Here is a 16,807-nt window from a genome sequence, read left to right as displayed (position 1 = left end):
TGTTTCAAGTGAGCAACCGCATCTGGCTCAAGAAGTGGAGTTTAGGGTAGCATCCACTTCATCCATCGCAGATTCTGCCGCAAGTTGAGGTGCGATCTGTGTGGCCGCGAGCAGAAGAAGAAGAATCCGGCGCAACGCTATCTCGCGACCTGTAGGGTCGTACCACTCATCCAGCGTGTGGATACTGCCGCCGGATCCCCCCGTACCAATGGCGAGAGCGGGAACTCCGAGAGACAGGGGAAGGTTGGCGTCAGTCGAACCGAGGCGAAGCTCTGTTCGAAGACTGAGATGTCGATCGACGGCGCGGAGTGTGGCCAGAAGAGTCGAGTCTTCCGGAAGAGAACCCGCAGGACGGTCGCCGATGGACTCCATCTGCAGCGTTGGAGCCGGCGAGAACGATTGGAAGGCGTTCACCGAGTCAGAGAGCAGGCGATGAACCTCAAGCGTTGCATTGTGCAGGACGCGCCTCTCGCTGGAACGAATCTCCAGCAATGCGCTCGCAGAGAAGGGAATCGAGTTGACCGACGTGCCGCCCGAGATGTGACCCACGTTCAGCGTGGTTAGAGGAGATGAGGGCAGAGGCAGCTCCGAAATCCTTGTGAGCGCCCGGCTGAGAACCAGAATCGGATTCGGTGTGCCTGCGTCAGACCATGAGTGGCCGCCGGGACCAGTAATCGTACAGCGGAAGCGCAGGCTTCCCAGTGCGCGAGTTACCACACCCGTTCCGCTTCCTTCGAGCGCAATGGCAGCGGCGATGCGCTTTCTGTAGGGGCCCTCCGTAAATAGGTGGCGCATGCCACGCAGATCGCCTTCGCCCTCTTCGCCCACGTTCGCGGCGAAAAGAATGGTTGCAGGAGGGTTAATACGGGAATGCTGTAACGCTGCTGCGATGGCAAGCAGAGCCGACAATCCTGCTGCGTTGTCACATACCCCCGGGCCCTCGATTCTCCCCGTCTTAGCCTGCTCTTTGGGTTCGCAGAGGGTTCCCGCGGGAAAAACCGTATCCAGGTGAGCAGAAAGAAGGATGATCGGGCCGTCCTGGCCGAAGTCCTCCTCGGGCGCGATCTCGCCGAGAGCGTTCCCCGCAGCGTCAAGATGGATGCTGCTGAGCCCGAGTTTGTGAAAAAGATCGACAAACCATGCCGCACGGTCACCCTCCCCAAACGGAGGCGCCGGAATGGCGACCATCTCCAAAAGCCAGCGACGAAGCTGGGGTTGGTGCAGATGCAGCCAGTGAAAAGCACGATGCACCGCTGTCAGGCTGGCGAGATTGCTGATCCGCTGATGAGTCGCTGCTGACATGTCCTTTGAAGGTTAGCGCGATTCCGCGCGGAATTCGTAATCGACATTCACAAGAAACAGTCCCTGGGGAGGGGCGGTCGGCCCTGCGCTCGATCGAGCGCAGGAGCTGAGAATTGCAGGCAAAGCATCCGCAGAGGTTCGTCCACGTCCAACGTCGACGAAAGTGCCCACCAGGTTCCGAACCATGTGATGGAGGAATCCGGAGCCGGTGACCCTGTAGCAGAGACCGTCGCCATCCCGCTGCCAGCTGGAGGAAAAGATGGTGCGGACGGCCGATTGGTCCGGGATGACCTCGGAAGATCCCTCGTCGGCTGCCGTGCGGGTCGCAAGATCCGGCGATGTGGCCGCGAAGGAGGTAAAGTCATGCGTTCCCACTACGTGCCGAGCGGCTGATTGCATCTGAGCCAGGTCGAGCGGCCAGGTGCAGTTCCAGACGAATGGCGCCAAAGTAGGAGGGCAGATCGCCTGCACGGAGATGCGATACTCGTACGTCTTTCGACGTGCGCTGTGGCGGGCGTGAAACTCAGGTGGAACGGCTTCCACGGCGAGGATCCGGATGCTCGAGGGAAGAAGATTGTTGAGGGCGCGCTGAAGGTTCGGACGAGGAATCGGCGAGCTCAGTGAGAAGGAAGCCACCTGTCCCAGCGCGTGAACTCCCGTATCGGTACGACCGGAGCCCTGGGGGAGGATCGTCTCTCCCGTGATGTGGCGCACTGCATCGGCAAGAGTGCCCTGGACGGTTGGGAGTCCGGGCTGTATTTGCCAACCGTGATAGGGGGTGCCGTCGTAGGCAATGGTGAGTTTCCAGTGATGCATGGGACAGATTGGACGGTAACACGAAGGATGGCTGAGGAATCGGCCCTTTCTTAGATCAAAGCTCATCGCCGTCACCGGTAAAAGGCCGAGGTTGATATACTTGCCGGGTCATAAAAATCTGAAAATCAGAGCATCGCGGGAACGAAATCGGAGACGCGCGCGTATCAGTGCCCAGCCACACCTCCAGCAAGGGAATCAACAGACGGTAACTGATGGATCATCATCTTTAAAGAGTCCTTGGGATAGGGCTGCGCGTCTTTAGTAAGACACTGTTGAAAGTAGATAAGGGTTATTTCCCGTCGGCCGGCGCGACGGGCCTGATGAAGTAATGCATTCCCGGCGGAGTCCCTGAATGAGTGGGAGCCCCGGTAAGAATCAAGGGAAGGTTGAGATCGCATCGTGAGATTAAGGGATATGCAGGCAGCGGCAAGTATTGGACTGCTGCTGATGAGCGTGAGCACACAGCCGCTGATGGCGCAGCAGGTCACTCCTCCGCCCCAGCCCCCGACGCAAAACCAGCCACAGCCACAGACACAGACACAAACTCAAGTCAGTCCGACCGCGCCGGCTCCGCAGCAAGCGGTCGTTACCGATACCACAGGAACCCCAGGTCTTCCGCAGGCTCCTCAGCCTAAGGCAACTGAGCCTTTTTATCTCCGGGACACGCCAGTCGATTACACCAAGCCCAAGAGTCATTTCTGGAACCCGATCGCGCCCTATACCCCAATTGCAGTACCCCAGGTTCGACTCGGAAATACGCCGCAGCTCATCCAGTTATTGCGTGACGGCAAGATATATCTCAGTCTTTCGGACGCAGTTACCCTTGCGCTGGAGAACAACTACGACATCGAAATTGCAAGAATCAATCTCGACATCGCAGACACTGACATCCTGAGGACCAAGGCCGGAGGAACGGTGCGCGGTGTCTCTACCGGTCTGGTAACCAATACGATCGGCGGAACTACCCAAACGATCACAGGCGGCGGTGGACCAGGAGGAACATCGAGCGGAGCCGGCGGAGGCGCGGCCGGTGCGACCGGTATCGTTCTCAGCACTAACGGCGGTGGTCCTGCCCCGATGAACCTGGATCCCGCATTCACCGGGACCCTTCAGTATGAATCCGCGAACTCACAGCAGACCAGTACGCTGATTACCGGAACCGACACACTCAAGCAGGAAGTCGGCTCCTATGACTTCGGTTATCAGCAGGGCTTCATTACCGGAACCACGTTTAATTTCACGTTCAACAACTCCCGGACCTCGACGAACAGCGTTCGGTCGACCTACAGCCCCCAGTTGAACTCTCTCTTTCAGGCACGGGTCACGCAGCATCTGCTGCAAGGTTTTGGCTGGGGAATCAATGGCCGGCTTATGCTGCAGGCAAGGAATGATCGCCGTATCACGGATTCTGCCTTCCGGCAGCAGTTGCTATACACCGTCACCCAGGTAGAGGACATCTACTGGGGACTGGAAAGCGCTTACGAGGATGAGCAGGCGAAAGAGCGAGCGCTGGCGCAGTCGACCCAGTTGACCGCCGACAACCGGCGGCAACTGGAGATTGGAACCCTCGCTCCTCTGGATGTTGTGAACTCCGATGCTGCAGTTGCAGCCGATAAGCAGGCGCTCGTGGCTTCTCAGACGAACCTTGAGTATCAGCAGTTGCTGATGAAGCAGGCGGTCGCACGCAATCTGAATGATCCGCAGCTCTCGAATGCGCCTGTGATTCCGACAGATCGCGTGAGCCTTGAACGGCTTCCAGAAGAAGATACTCCCATCGAAGATCTGGTGCGTCAGGCCTATGCGAATAACCCGCAGATCGAACAGGCCTCGCTGAACATGAAGAACAACGAGATCACCATCAAGGCATTCAAGAACGGATTGCTGCCCACGGTGGACGCGTATGCCTTCTACGGCGGTTCTGCCCTGGGCGGAGCGCAGAACCCGGTTCTGCAATGCGACTTTGTGACCGGCGCCGCCTGTCCTCCGGGATCCTATCCCACCAGAGGTCTGAACGATGTCTTAGCGAGAACCTTCAATGGCAGATACCCGGACAAGGGAGTTGGCGTCAACATCAACATCCCTCTGCGCAACCGTATCGCGCAGGCAGATCAGGCCCGCTCACAGATGGAATATCGCCAGTCAGAGATGCGCCTACAGCAGCTTTACACACAGGTTCGCATCAATGTCATCAACGGACAGTACGCCTTGACCAATGATAGGGCCCAGGTTCAGTCGGCGCAGGCTGCGCATGACTACGCAGTACAAAGCCTGGAAGCCGAGCAGAAGAAGTATAAGCTCGGCGCATCGACCACTGCCTTAGTGCTGCAGCAGCAACGAAATCTTGCGGCGGCTGACAACACGCTGATCTCCGCAACTGCCGCTTATGCGAGAGATCGCGTTTCGCTCGGCCAGTTGCTGTCAAACCTGTTGGATAAGTACGGCATCAACATCGTCGATGCAGCCACGGGCAACATCGCTCATCCGCCGACGATTCCGGGTCTCACGGCGCCGAAGGCTCCCGAGGAGCCGAAGCCGATCTCGGTCGTCCCGCCAACAACGCAGCAGTAATCTCACTAAGCTGCTACACCTCGAAGGGTCCCGGACAATGTCCGGGACCCTTGACTTTTGCACCGGCCGTTTGCCACACTCCACCGCCGTGACACAGGTGCTGCAATACACTGGAAGGATGAGTAAAGGACACGAGACAGCGACGGAGAACGCCCTCAAAGATTCAGCTTCGGCTTACCTGAGATCTGCGCGTCATCAGCCGGTGAACTGGCATGAGTGGAGTGACGAGGCGTTTGCATTGGCACAGGCCGAAGATAAGCCTGTCCTGCTCGATATCGGCGCGGTATGGTGTCACTGGTGCCACGTGATGGATCGAGAGTCGTATGAAAATCCTCCCACGGCGGAGTTGATCAACCAGCACTTTGTCGCGATCAAGGTTGATCGTGATGAGCGTCCAGATGTGGACACCCGATATCAGGCGGCGGTATCGGCGATCAGCGGCCAGGGAGGATGGCCTCTGACTGCTTTTTTGACGCCGGATGGAAGACCCTTCTTCGGAGGAACCTACTTTCCGCCCGAGGACCGGCATGGACGCCCCGGGCTTCCTCGCGTGTTGCTCACCATGGTCGAGGCCTTCCAGACCAAGCGCGGCGACGTGGACGAGTCGGCAGGAAGTGTGTTGGCTGCCATCGAGCACAATGAATCCTTTGCGGGACGTGCAGGCAATCCGGGCCCTGAATTGGTCAGCAAGCTCATCGAATCCGCCCTGAAGCAGTTTGATCCGCGGTCGGGTGGATTTGGTTCGCAGCCCAAGTTCCCTCACTCGGGCGCCATCGATCTTCTGCTCGATACTGCTTCTCGGCCCTCGTCTTCCACCGATTCGGCCATAGCGCAGCAGGCGAAGGTTGCTGCACTTGAAACTCTGGAGAAGATGTCGCGCGGAGGCATCTACGATCACCTGGCGGGCGGCTTTCATCGCTACTCTGTCGACGAACACTGGGTCGTCCCACACTTCGAAAAGATGGCGTATGACAACAGCGAATTGCTGAAAAATTACGTCCACGCCTATCAGAGCTTTGCCGAGCCCCGTTCCAAGGCAGTGGCAACCGACATGATCCGATGGATCGATGAGTGGTTGAGCGACCGTGAACATGGAGGTTTCTACTCGTCTCAGGACGCAGACTTCTCGCTGGATGACGACGGCGACTACTTCACATGGACCCGCGACGAAGCCGCTGCTGTCCTTACACCTGAAGAACTAGCGATTGCAGGAGATTTTTACCACATCGGTGAAATTGGTGATATGCATCACAACCCCGCCAAAAATGTCCTGCATGTGCGCGCATCGCTTGAGAGTATTGCGGGTAAGTACGGCGTTACGATCGAAGCGGCCCGCCAACTTCTAGTCTCGGCCAGGTTGAAGATGTACGCAGAGCGCCTGAAGCGGCCGACACCTTACATCGACAAGACAATGTACGTCGGCTGGAACGGTATGTGCATCTCCGCTTACCTGCATGCAGGACGGGTCTTGAATCTGCCGGCAGTTCGAGAGTTTGCCTTGAAGTCGCTGGACAGGGTTCTTGCGGCAGCTTGGGACCCGAGCACAGGGTTGTCGCACGTCGTTGCCTACGGCGAAGGAACTGCTGGTAAGCGCGTCGCGGCGACGCTGGAAGACTATGCCTTTCTGGGGAACGCCGCTCTCGATGCGTGGGAGGCTACAGGGGAGTACAAGTACTATGAGACCGCGCAGGCGCTCGCCGAGGTCCTCATCGATCGTTTCTACGACTCCGTAGGAGGAGGTTTTTTCGATACAGAAACCGGGGATGGAAGCGACAAGTTGGGTGCCCTGTCCATTCGTAGAAAGCCGCTGCAGGATTCTCCTTCACCGGCCGGCAACTCTGTTGCTGCCATGTTGTTGCTCCGCCTGGAAGCCTTGAACGATCGTGACGACTACGCTGCAAAGGCGCTTGAGACTCTTGAGACGTTCGCAGGCATCGTCGAGCATTTTGGTCTCTATGCCGCCAGTTACGGACTTGCGTTGCAGCGCATGGTGAAAGGTGCTGTGCAGGTCTGCATCATGGGAGACGATGCTCATGCACAGGAGCTTGAGACGGCGGCCCTGGCCGGATATCTCATCAATAAGACTGTCATTCGTCTGCGCCATGACCAGCTGAGCACGCTCCCGCCTGCTCTCGCGGAGACGCTGCCGCATCTCCCGGTCTTCAAGGAGAAGGACACACAGAGCGTGGCTGTGGTCTGTACCGCAAGAGGGTGCCTGCCAGCGGTTACTGCCGCAGCTGAGCTGGCCGAGCTCCTGAGCCAGACACTGTAACGTCGCGTGGCGGAATCGAGACTGATCGTTATCTCTGGCGGTCTGGGGGGCAGGCAAGACGATGCTGGTGGAAGAGCTCCTGATGTGTAGCTTCTCGACGGAGTTGGAAGAGGAGAGTATGCAGTCTGAGCGTAAGCAGAACTTCGATGAGGCGGTAAGAACCTACGATCTCATGTACCGAACGTATCGCGATTGCGGCTACGAGGTCATGCCGATCCCGATCATGGCAGTCTCCGCCCGGGCCGATTTTGTGCCCGAAGAGGTTGCGAAAGACTGACCTATCCTCCGAGGATGGGAGCTGCCGGAGGAGCCGTCGGGTCTGACTTCTGCTGCATGACCAGCATATTCGATGAGATTCCGAGTGGGATTCCGTCTTTCTCGAATGCGAGGATGATCCTCCGGCGAAGTTCGCGCAGGACACCGTCCCGCTGGTTCACTCTTACCCGGATATTTATGGGGTAGATCACCTCTCGTCCACGGATCTCATTGACACCGAGGACATCCGGATCGGCAATCACAATATCTTTGAAGGCGGGGTCGCGGCGCACACTGTCTGCCAGCTCCCGCAGCACTTCCATCACCCGGTCGGGATTTGCGCTGGCGTCGACCGAGAGTTGAAGCTGGGCAACCGAGAAATCGCGGGATTGGTTGGAGACCGTCGCGATCTGGCTGTTGGGTATGACATACAGGGTGCCATCACCATCGCGAAGCCGGGTACTGCGGAGAGAAAGATCTTCGACCGTACCCTTGAGGCCGGCGATAGTTACAACCTCTCCGACGTTGTACTGGTCCTCCAGCAGGATGAAGATTCCATTCAGCATGTCTTTAAAGATGGACTGGGCGCCCAGGCCAATGCCGACACCGAGGATGCCGGCGGAGGCCAGCAAGGGCTCGTAAGGTATGCCGAAGATAGTCAGGACCTGCAGAAAGGCGAGGAAACCAATCACTCCAAAAGAGGTCGCTCGGAGGATAGAGGCCATCGTGCGCAACTGGGCTGCTCGGTGAAAATTGCCGACCTGCTGGTCTGCCCGCCTCTGGATTCTTTTGACGAAGAAGCGAAGAAGCCGCAGCAGGACAAAAACGATGATCAGAATCGCGAGAAGCTTCGGAGCCTTATCTCGAACCAGAACAATGAAGTACTGGTGCCAGTCATGGGTAAAGACATAGGAGAGGCGTTCTTCCTGCGGGATCCCTTGCGGGGCTAGGCCCAGATGGAGCATGATACTGGCATCTCGCTTTCGCGGTAAGTTATGTCCCTCTCAGCATGCAGGAAGGCAGGGAAGAGATGCAATCGCCGAAAGCAGGATAAGGAGGCCATATGAGTGCAGTATGGTTTGCCGGAATCGCAGTCCTGATCGCTCTCAGTGGGTCATCCGCGCTTGCACAGCGGCAGGGAGGGATGGTGCCTCCTCCCGTTCTGCCCTCCAGTCCCAACCGGGTACCTATCGGTGGAGTCAATCCGATGGGACCTATGGGCACAACCCCAATGGATGCTTCGGGAGCCCCGGATATTCTGAATGCCCGCATCGCAGAGCAACAGGCACGAGCTCGCAACAGCGATCGCCAAAAACGCATTATGGTTGATACGGAGAAACTGGTCGGGCTTGTAGACGAGCTCCACCAGCAGGTGCAAGGTGACAAAGAGCTTTCACCCGCCGATATCAGTAAACGTGCGGAAGAGATCGAAAAGCTTGCCCGCAGCGTAAAAGATAAGATGAGGGGCTGATCCTCGAGAGTGGATGAGCGGCACCCGAGTTAGGGTGCGACCAGGCCGACGGTTACCTCGGGATAAGCCAGAGATGCGTTCGCCGGAGTTGCCATCGAGCGGATTGCGTCGATCGTGGTCGCCGCATCCCATTCCGGATGAATCGCTCGCAGCAGCGCAGCCGCACCGGCGACCAGGGGAGCGGAAGCACTGGTTCCAATCGCCTGAACATAAGCGGCATGGCCCAGATTGAAGCAGCCAAAGCTGTGGCCCGGCTCAGAAGGAAGTCCGGGATCGGTGCCCGGCAGGCCTGAGCTGCATGCACCACGCACCCATCCGCTTACGTCCATATCTCCCCCGGAAGGATAGCTGCCTCCCGGTGCGGCGACGGCATCGAGCGGCGCTCCGTAATTGCTGTAGTAGGCAAGGGAGCTTGGGCCTGGCGCGCAGGTCGACCCGGGATTTGTGTTCTCGCTGCAGTCAGGGTTGGTGGAAGCAACAACGGCCAGCACCCCGCGCGATTGTGCCGGAATCTCGATGTACCGTGGATCGGACAGGTTGGACGCATCATTGCCAGCCGCAGCCACGAGAACGGCACCGGCCTGCGCTGCTGCATAGGTGATTCGGTCGAAAAGTGCCTTGGTTCCCGCTCCATCGCCAGTTGAGAGGTCAAGGATGGTCCCCAGCGACATGGAGATGACGTCGGCATGGTTGGCGATAGCATCGTCGATTCCCTGAATCACCCAGCTAAGCAGACCACTCGCACTGCCGGCATTACAGCGCGCTGCATCGTCCGCGCCAATGGTCGCGGGCAGACGCTCTAGAACCTTAATGTTCAGCAATGACGCCGCTGGGGCAACCCCGACGGTCTTCCCGGTTCCCGGCCCAAGTGCACCTGCGGCGAGTGACGCGGTCCATGTTCCGTGGCCGTCCTGGTCCTGCGGAGTGCCATCATCACAGACGCTCGGCAGTGCTGTCGGATTGACTTCGCTTATATTCAGCTCGAGATTCGGAGCGATGTCCGGATGAGTGGCGTCGACGCCGCTGTCCAGGATCGCGATGCGAACACCTTGGCCTCGCGTCAGGTCCCACGGACCATGCACGGGGCCGCCGGGAATATTCGCCCCATACCCCCCGACCTGCCGAACCGCCCAGCCTTGCGGAGAGTTGTAATAGGTGTCGAACGCCGCTCTCCCGATTGCGACTGAAAAGACCGGGTCCGGAATCATCCGAATCTTTAAACGGTGGGCGGTGACCAGCCGGTCGTGCAGCACGAAGGCAACATCCGGTTGTGCAGCGAGGCTGCGAGCCAGAACCTGATCGTCCGGAGCGGCCGCTGTAGACGTAGCCCCGTGCAGGCGAACCTCAGGCGCGGGTGCGCTGCCCTGAACGGCGACGATTCCGAACCTCGAGTGCTGGCCCACAAGACGTGCTCCCATCGCGCGCACCCGGGTGGCAGCGTCTGCGGGAACCACTCCATCGCGATACACAACGAGATAGCGATTGGCAACGATGTGTTCACCACTTCCTTTAGTAACGACCTGCGCATACAGCCCAGAGGCGCTCCAGATAACAGAGCACAGCAGGGAACAGAGAAGGGTAGAAGTGGACACAACAGCACCCTCGAGCCTGATGGCTGATCTCCTGATCGGCATGAACAGAAATTCGTCGTAGGGAATTGGCAGGAATGTGCTATTACTTTGGTTTATCAAACAGACACAGGTCTGAAAGACACGTCAGGCCATACGTTGACCCTGTTTGTGGGCGCATGCTCTAATTGGCCGCTCTGCGGAGCAAACCAGGAAAGTCCGCTGACGACGAAGTTTGCTGATTCAAGGAGACCTTTGCATGCATGTTGTGAGCCGTTTGGCTGTGGCGTTTTATTTGCAGATCCCTGTAACGCCTCTAACGAGAGATGGAAGTGATGGAAGGATGTGGTTGTGGATCGCGCTGACAGTGGGGGCACTGGCGCTGGTCGCAGCTATGTTTTTAGCACGATCAGTGATCGCCGCCGACACCGGCACGCCGGACATGCAGGTTATCTCGAACGCAATCCGTGAAGGCGCGGAGGCGTTTCTTAGCCGCCAGTACAAAACCATCGGCATCATTGCAGCCGTCCTTGCTGTTGTGCTCTTCATCGGATACCACATGTCGGACAGGATGGCCCCGTTCGCTGTAAAGACGGTGGTGAGCTTTCTGACCGGAGCGGTCTGTTCCGCATTGGCCGGTTACACCGGAATGTATTGTTCCATCCGCGCGAACATCCGCACCGCTTCGGCGGCGCGTTCCAGCCTTAATCAGGCGCTCCAGATGGCCTTACGCGGCGGCGCCGTGACCGGCCTGGTGGTCGTCGCGTTATCCCTTCTTGGAATCGGTGTACTGTTTTTGCTCTTTGGTGGTCTCGAAAATCCGAGAGAGGTGCCTTACCAGCTCGTGGGCTTCGGTTTTGGAGCTTCGCTGGTGGCACTCTTTGCGCAGCTCGGGGGAGGCATCTATACCAAGGCCGCTGACGTCGGTGCGGACCTCGTAGGCAAGGTCGAGGCGGGTATTCCTGAAGATGACCCGCGGAATCCAGCTGTGATTGCCGATCTGGTTGGCGACAATGTCGGAGACTGTGCAGGCCGTGGCGCGGACCTCTTCGAGTCCACGGCTGCGGAAAACGTCGGTGCCATGGTTCTCGGAGCCGCGCTGTATCCGGTCTTCGGCATCAAGGGCATCCTGTTTCCCCTGATCGTGCATGCGATCAACCTGATCGCCAGCATGGTCGGTGTCTTCGCGGTCAAGTCGAGTGAGCAGGAAGATCCCATGCATGCGCTCAATCGCGGGTTCTACCTGACATCGGCCCTGGCGCTGCTCGGTTTTGCGGGTGCCGTCTACACCATGTTGAATGGCCCAGCCGTTCAACCGATCTGGCTTCTGGGCTGTGGCGTCATCGGGTTGGCGACTGCCTTCCTCTTTGTCTGGATCACGGAGTATTACACCGAATCGATCTATCGCCCGGTCAAGTCGATCGCCGAGGCATCGCTCACCGGACCGGCGACCAACATCATCAGCGGACTTGCCGTGGGTATGGAAACGCCCGCGCTTCCGGTGGTAGTCATCTCTGCCGCGCTGCTGTTGAGCTATTACTTCGGTGTCCGTGGTCTGGCCGGAATCGCTGGCATCAGCGAATACGAGAAGGGAATCTACGGCACCGCCATCGCTACGATGGGCATGCTGAGCTGCGCAGCCTACATCCTGGCCATGGATACCTTCGGGCCGATCACGGATAACGCTGGTGGAATTATCGAGATGTCTCATCAGCCGCACGAGATCCGCGAGCGCACCGATAAGCTCGATTCGGCAGGAAATACGACCAAAGCACTCACCAAGGGATACGCCATCGGTTCAGCTTCGCTCGCGGCATTCCTTCTGTTCTCCGCCTACCTTGAAGAGATCAAGGCGATCGTAACTGACAAGGTTATGGCAGCCGGCGGATATATGCCGGCAGGCTGGAGCTTCACCAATGTCAATCTCGCACAGGTCCCCGTCTTCGTCGGAGCTCTGCTGGGCGCGATGCTGACCTTCCTGTTCAGCTCCCTTGCCATCAAGGCGGTCGGACGCACCGCCCAGATGGTCGTGCAGGACGTGAGAGCGCAGTTCAAGGAAAATCCAGGCATCATGGAAGGAACTTCGAAACCGGACTACGGCCGTTGCGTCGGGATCGTGACCGGAGCTGCTCTGCGCGAGATGGTGGTACCCGGCGTTCTGGCTGTCGGCCTTCCCGTCGCGGTGGGACTGATCTTCCGTCACTTCAGCTCGAGCTATCACGCCAACACGACGGCTTACGCTCCCGGGACGATTCTTCCGGTTCCGGCCATCGGTGGTCAGCCCGTCAATTTAGCTGGAGCCGAAGCCGTTGCTGGCCTCCTGATGGTTGGCACGATCGCCGGTGTTCTGCTCGCCATGCTGATGAACAACGGTGGCGGCGCCTGGGACAACGCAAAGAAGTTCATCGAGACTGGACAGTACGGTGGCAAGAAGAGTGAGGCTCACAAGGCGGCAGTGGTCGGCGACACGGTGGGCGACCCCTTCAAGGACACGGCTGGTCCCAGCCTGCACGTTCTTATCAAACTGCTCGCCACCATTACCCTGGTCCTTGCTCCTCTGTTCGTATAGAAGAATGCATGCAAGAAGGAGCGCACGGATATGTCACCGTGCGCTCCTTCTTGCATCTCAGTCCAGAGATCGCGAATCCTTGTACGGTGTAGTTCTTGGCTGCACAGCCCTGTGCTGGTTGACAGCAGACTTTGAATCCGCTTATCGGCAACTCTGCATTGCGAGTCAATCCTCTTCAACAACCGGTACAATCTTCTTCGGTGGTGTGGATTCTCATGCCGCTCCAGGATAAAGTGTATGGCTCGTCAGTCTGGAAGTGGATTAGCAGAAAAGAAGAAGGCCGCCGGAGCGGTAAGCGGAACTGCGCTTACTCGCGAGCAGTTGGTTGAGTTCTACCGGTTGATGTATCTCTCGCGGCGAACCGACGATCGAGAGATCGTCCTCAAACGCCAGCAAAAGATCTTCTTCCAGATATCCTGCGCAGGCCACGAGGCACTCCTCGTCGCCGCCGGTATGGCGATGCGTCCCGGCTACGACTGGTTCTTTCCGTACTACCGCGATCGTGCCATCTGCCTTGCCCTCGGCAACACGGTCGAGGAGCAGCTGCTGCAATCGGTAGGAGCCGCCAGCGATCCAGCGAGCGGTGGCCGACAGATGCCATCCCACTGGTCCATCCCCAATCTCCATATCGTCAGCCCCTCTTCGTCAACGGCCACCCAGTGCCTTCATGCCGTGGGGTGCGCCGAGGCTGGGCGCTACCTCGCAAAGCATCCTGAGGCGGCAGCAAAGCACGAGGGAGACTATCGCGAGTTCAAGGACGTCGTCTTCCATGGCGATGAGGTGACCTACGTTTCAATCGGAGAGGGCGCCACCAGTCAGGGCGAGTTCTGGGAGGCTCTCAACACCGCCAGCAACGGCAAGCTTCCTCTGCTCTTCGTCATCGAAGATAACGGCTACGCCATCTCTACTCCGGTCGAAGCGAACACGCCAGGCGGCAACATATCGCGTCTGATCGCAAACTTTCCAAACTTCCACTTCGCCGAGATCGACGGCACCGATCCCATTGCCTGCTACAACGCCATGGTGGAAGCGGTCGCTTACTGCCGCGCGGGAAACGGCCCGGCGCTGGTTCACGGTCACGTGATCCGTCCCTACTCTCACTCACTCAGCGATGACGAGCGACTCTATCGCACTGCGGCAGAGCTCGATGCAGATGCCCTGCGCGATCCGATCTCGAGAATGCAGATATGGCTCCTTCGCGAAGGGATTCTCGATGCGGACTCCATCAACCGTCTGGAGCGCCAGGTCGATGAAGAGGTGCAGCGCGCAGCCGATAAGGCGATTACCGCTGCTCCGCCCACGCCCGACACCATCCTGCGTCACATCTACTCCGAGCACCTTAAGCCAATGGATGAGCGCTTCAACCGGCAGCCGGAGAGCACTGAGGACCAGAGCGAACGTACGATGGCAGATCTCATCAATACCTGCCTCAAAGACGAGATGAGACGCGACGACAGGATCGTCGTCTTCGGAGAGGATGTTGCCGATGCCACGCGAGATGAGGCCCTGCGTGAAGGAAAGCTTAAGGGCAAGGGCGGAGTCTTCAAGCTGACCTCGGGTCTGCAGCTTGAGTTCGGCAGCGATCGTGTGTGGAACTCTCCTCTCGCCGAAGCCAACATCGTTGGACGAGGTATCGGCATGGCAGTTCGCGGTCTCAAACCGGTGGTCGAAATCCAGTTCTTCGACTACATATGGCCGGCCATGCACCAGATGCGAAACGAGCTCTCCGTATTGCGCTGGAGATCGAACGACGGCTTCAGCTGCCCGCTGGTGATTCGTGTTCCCATCGGTGGATACCTCACCGGCGGGTCCATCTATCACTCGCAATCCGGAGAAAGCATCTTCACGCACACGCCGGGTGTCCGTATCGTGATGCCTTCCAATGCTCTGGATGCGCTTGGGCTTCTGCGTACCGCCATCCGGTGCGACGATCCCGTGCTGTTCCTCGAACACAAGCGGCTTTACCGCGAGACCTTCGGAAGGGCTATCTACCCCGGACCGGACTACACGATTCCGTTCGGAAAGGCGAGCATCGTCCGTCCTGGGAAAGACCTGACCGTCATCACCTATGGTGCCGTCGTGCCTCGGGCTTTGCAGGCGGCGCAGAAGATCCAGCGCGAAAAGGGAATCGACGTCGAGCTGATCGATCTGCGCAGTCTTGCGCCCTACGACTGGGAAGCCATCGCAGAGAGCGTCCGCAAGACGAACCGGGTGATCGTCGCTCATGAAGACATGCTGAGTTGGGGTTATGGGGCCGAGATTGCCGCCCGCATCTCGGACGAACTCTTTCATGATCTGGACGCTCCCGTACGCCGTGTCGCGGCGATGGATACCTTCGTCGCCTATCAGCCTCTGCTCGAGGACGTGATTCTTCCGCAACCTCAGGACATCTACCAGGCGATCTCCGATTTGATGGCGTTTTAGCTCATGCTTTTCGCAGCCAGCGCTTTGGGCGAAACTTCCATCGACGGATGGAGTTTATAAAGCAGGGGCGAGTAGCGTCTTGCAATTCTCCAGCCCCGGGTGCGGCGATGAAAACTGGATCAACGACCAGACGTGGATTCCTCAAAGATGGTGCACTCGCACTCGTTGGCACTGCGGCGATTCCGACCTTCCTCACCCGTAGCGTGCTGGCGGAGGCGACCAGCGCAGCCGCCAGCAAAAATAAGCTGGTCGTTCTCTTTCAGCGTGGGGCAGTTGATGGTTTGAATATGGTCGTGCCATACCGCGAGCAAAACTATTACGCCATGCGGCCGACGATCGCTATCCCGCAGAAGGAAGTCCTCGATCTTGATGGTTTCTTCGGTCTGCATCCTGCCATGGCTTCTCTCAAGCCCCTCTACGCTCAGGGACACCTGGCTGTGGTGCACGCTGCAGGATCTCCCGATATGTCCCGCTCTCACTTCGACGCCCAGGACTACATGGAAAGCGGAACCCCGGGTGTGAAAAGTACGCCTGATGGATGGCTGAATCGAGCCCTGCTGAACCAGAGACCATCTGCCGTACCTTCTCCCTTCCGGGCGGTCGCGTTGGGCTCGCAGGTGCCGCGCACTCTGCAGGGAACCGTTCCCGCGATCGCAATGAGCAATATCGGGAGCTTTTCCCTCGACGGAGATGGTTCTAAGGACTCTCCCATCAGTAATGCCTTCGAGCAGATGTACGATACGAACTCCAACTCGATCCTCCACGGAACCGGGCATGAGACCTTTGCCGCTATGCGCATGTTTCGGGCCGCAGATCCCGCCAAGTACCGCCCGGCTCCGGGAGTGTTGTATCCCCGCACCGAGTTCGGCCGAGGTCTTTCCCAGATTGCGCAGCTCCTCAAGGCTGATCTGGGCGTCGAAGCCGCGTTCTCCGATATCGGTGGTTGGGACACTCACCAGAACCAGGGCGGTACCCAGGGACAGCTCGCAAATCGCCTTCGCGACTTCTCCGACTCAATCGCCGCCTTCTGGCAGGATATGGGCGATGATGCTGGGAGTATCACATTAGTTACTATGTCCGAGTTTGGCCGCACTGCCCGGCAGAATGGTACAGGCGGAACCGATCACGGTCATGCGAACGCCATGTTCGTTCTGGGCGGTCAGGTTTGCGGCGGCAAGGTCTACGGTACGTGGCCCGGCCTCCAGCCAGAGCACTTGAACGAAGGCAGGGATCTTGCTGTAACTACAGACTTTAGACAGGTCCTCGGAGAGGCGGTTTCGAGCACGCTCGGGGTCCGTCGCCTTGATCGCGTCTTTCCCGGAGATCCTCTCAAAACCTCGAAGTCACTCGGCATCCTGTCCTAAGGCGCATCTTTTCTCCTGCTTAGGCAGAAATCCTATTTTTTGAATTGTTGTCGGATGAATATTCAAAAAAGCATAAAATCCACACAACTTTTGTCTCACGGCGGCGTCTTATTGGATGTAACAAGTAAACGCTGAGACTTGCAGTTCCCACAGTTTCGGCTTCACCTATCCGCAGCACCAGCTCCCCCCTAAGTGAGG

At 58.4% G+C, this 16,807-nt stretch carries 11 protein-coding genes; 7 read left to right on the top strand and 4 right to left on the bottom strand.

Annotation, left to right across the window (positions count from 1 at the left end; all coding sequences use genetic code 11):
- Positions 1-27 precede the first annotated feature (27 nt).
- Both JAO29_RS07175 and truA read right to left on the bottom strand, forming a co-directional pair.
- Positions 28-1,302, bottom strand: coding sequence for a M20/M25/M40 family metallo-hydrolase (locus JAO29_RS07175; protein WP_334267512.1), 1,275 nt, complete (start codon positions 1,300-1,302; stop codon positions 28-30).
- A gap of 12 nt (positions 1,303-1,314) precedes the next feature.
- Entirely contained in the window at positions 1,315-2,118 is an 804-nt protein-coding gene (gene truA / locus JAO29_RS07170; RefSeq protein WP_334267511.1) for a tRNA pseudouridine(38-40) synthase TruA, read from the bottom strand.
- 399 nt (positions 2,119-2,517) lie between these two features.
- Here truA and JAO29_RS07165 point away from each other — a divergent pair, with 399 nt between their 5' ends.
- The 3 genes from JAO29_RS07165 to JAO29_RS07155 all read left to right on the top strand — a co-directional run bounded on the left by JAO29_RS07165 (position 2,518) and on the right by JAO29_RS07155 (position 7,235).
- On the top strand, positions 2,518-4,686 hold the full coding sequence (locus JAO29_RS07165) for a TolC family protein (RefSeq protein ID WP_334267510.1): 2,169 nt from the start codon (positions 2,518-2,520) through the stop codon (positions 4,684-4,686).
- 118 nt (positions 4,687-4,804) lie between these two features.
- Positions 4,805-6,958, top strand: coding sequence for a thioredoxin domain-containing protein (locus JAO29_RS07160; RefSeq protein WP_334267509.1), 2,154 nt, complete (start codon positions 4,805-4,807; stop codon positions 6,956-6,958).
- 118 nt (positions 6,959-7,076) lie between these two features.
- Positions 7,077-7,235 carry a hypothetical protein gene (locus JAO29_RS07155; RefSeq protein WP_334267508.1) on the top strand — a complete coding sequence of 53 codons (159 nt, stop codon included), beginning with the start codon at positions 7,077-7,079 and terminating at the stop codon, positions 7,233-7,235.
- A gap of 1 nt (position 7,236) precedes the next feature.
- Here JAO29_RS07155 and JAO29_RS07150 read toward each other — a convergent pair whose 3' ends face one another.
- On the bottom strand, positions 7,237-8,178 hold the full coding sequence (locus tag JAO29_RS07150) for a mechanosensitive ion channel family protein (protein ID WP_334267507.1): 942 nt from the start codon (positions 8,176-8,178) through the stop codon (positions 7,237-7,239).
- Between the two features lie 98 nt (positions 8,179-8,276).
- On the opposite strand from JAO29_RS07150, the gene JAO29_RS07145 reads away from it, so the two are divergent.
- On the top strand, positions 8,277-8,684 hold the full coding sequence (locus JAO29_RS07145; protein WP_334267506.1) for a hypothetical protein: 408 nt from the start codon (positions 8,277-8,279) through the stop codon (positions 8,682-8,684).
- Positions 8,685-8,713: 29 nt separating this feature from the next.
- Here the strand turns inward: JAO29_RS07145 and JAO29_RS07140 are convergent, their stop codons facing one another.
- Positions 8,714-10,276 (bottom strand): S8 family peptidase, encoded by a 1,563-nt coding sequence (locus JAO29_RS07140; RefSeq protein WP_334267505.1) that lies wholly within the window; start codon positions 10,274-10,276, stop codon positions 8,714-8,716.
- Between the two features lie 319 nt (positions 10,277-10,595).
- Between JAO29_RS07140 and JAO29_RS07135 the strand changes: the two genes are divergently transcribed.
- The 3 genes from JAO29_RS07135 to JAO29_RS07125 all read left to right on the top strand — a co-directional run bounded on the left by JAO29_RS07135 (position 10,596) and on the right by JAO29_RS07125 (position 16,609).
- On the top strand, positions 10,596-12,821 hold the full coding sequence (locus JAO29_RS07135; protein WP_334267504.1) for a sodium-translocating pyrophosphatase: 2,226 nt from the start codon (positions 10,596-10,598) through the stop codon (positions 12,819-12,821).
- A 237-nt stretch (positions 12,822-13,058) separates the two neighbouring features.
- Entirely contained in the window at positions 13,059-15,245 is a 2,187-nt protein-coding gene (locus tag JAO29_RS07130) for an alpha-ketoacid dehydrogenase subunit alpha/beta (RefSeq protein WP_334267503.1), read from the top strand.
- 107 nt (positions 15,246-15,352) lie between these two features.
- A complete protein-coding gene (locus tag JAO29_RS07125) occupies positions 15,353-16,609 on the top strand; it encodes a DUF1501 domain-containing protein (RefSeq protein WP_334267502.1) in 1,257 nt (418 codons plus the stop codon).
- Positions 16,610-16,807: the final 198 nt, after the last annotated feature.

Source organism: Edaphobacter sp. HDX4 (assembly GCF_036877565.1).
Lineage (GTDB): Bacteria > Acidobacteriota > Terriglobia > Terriglobales > Acidobacteriaceae > Edaphobacter.
This window is presented reverse-complemented; position numbering and strand designations above follow the sequence as displayed.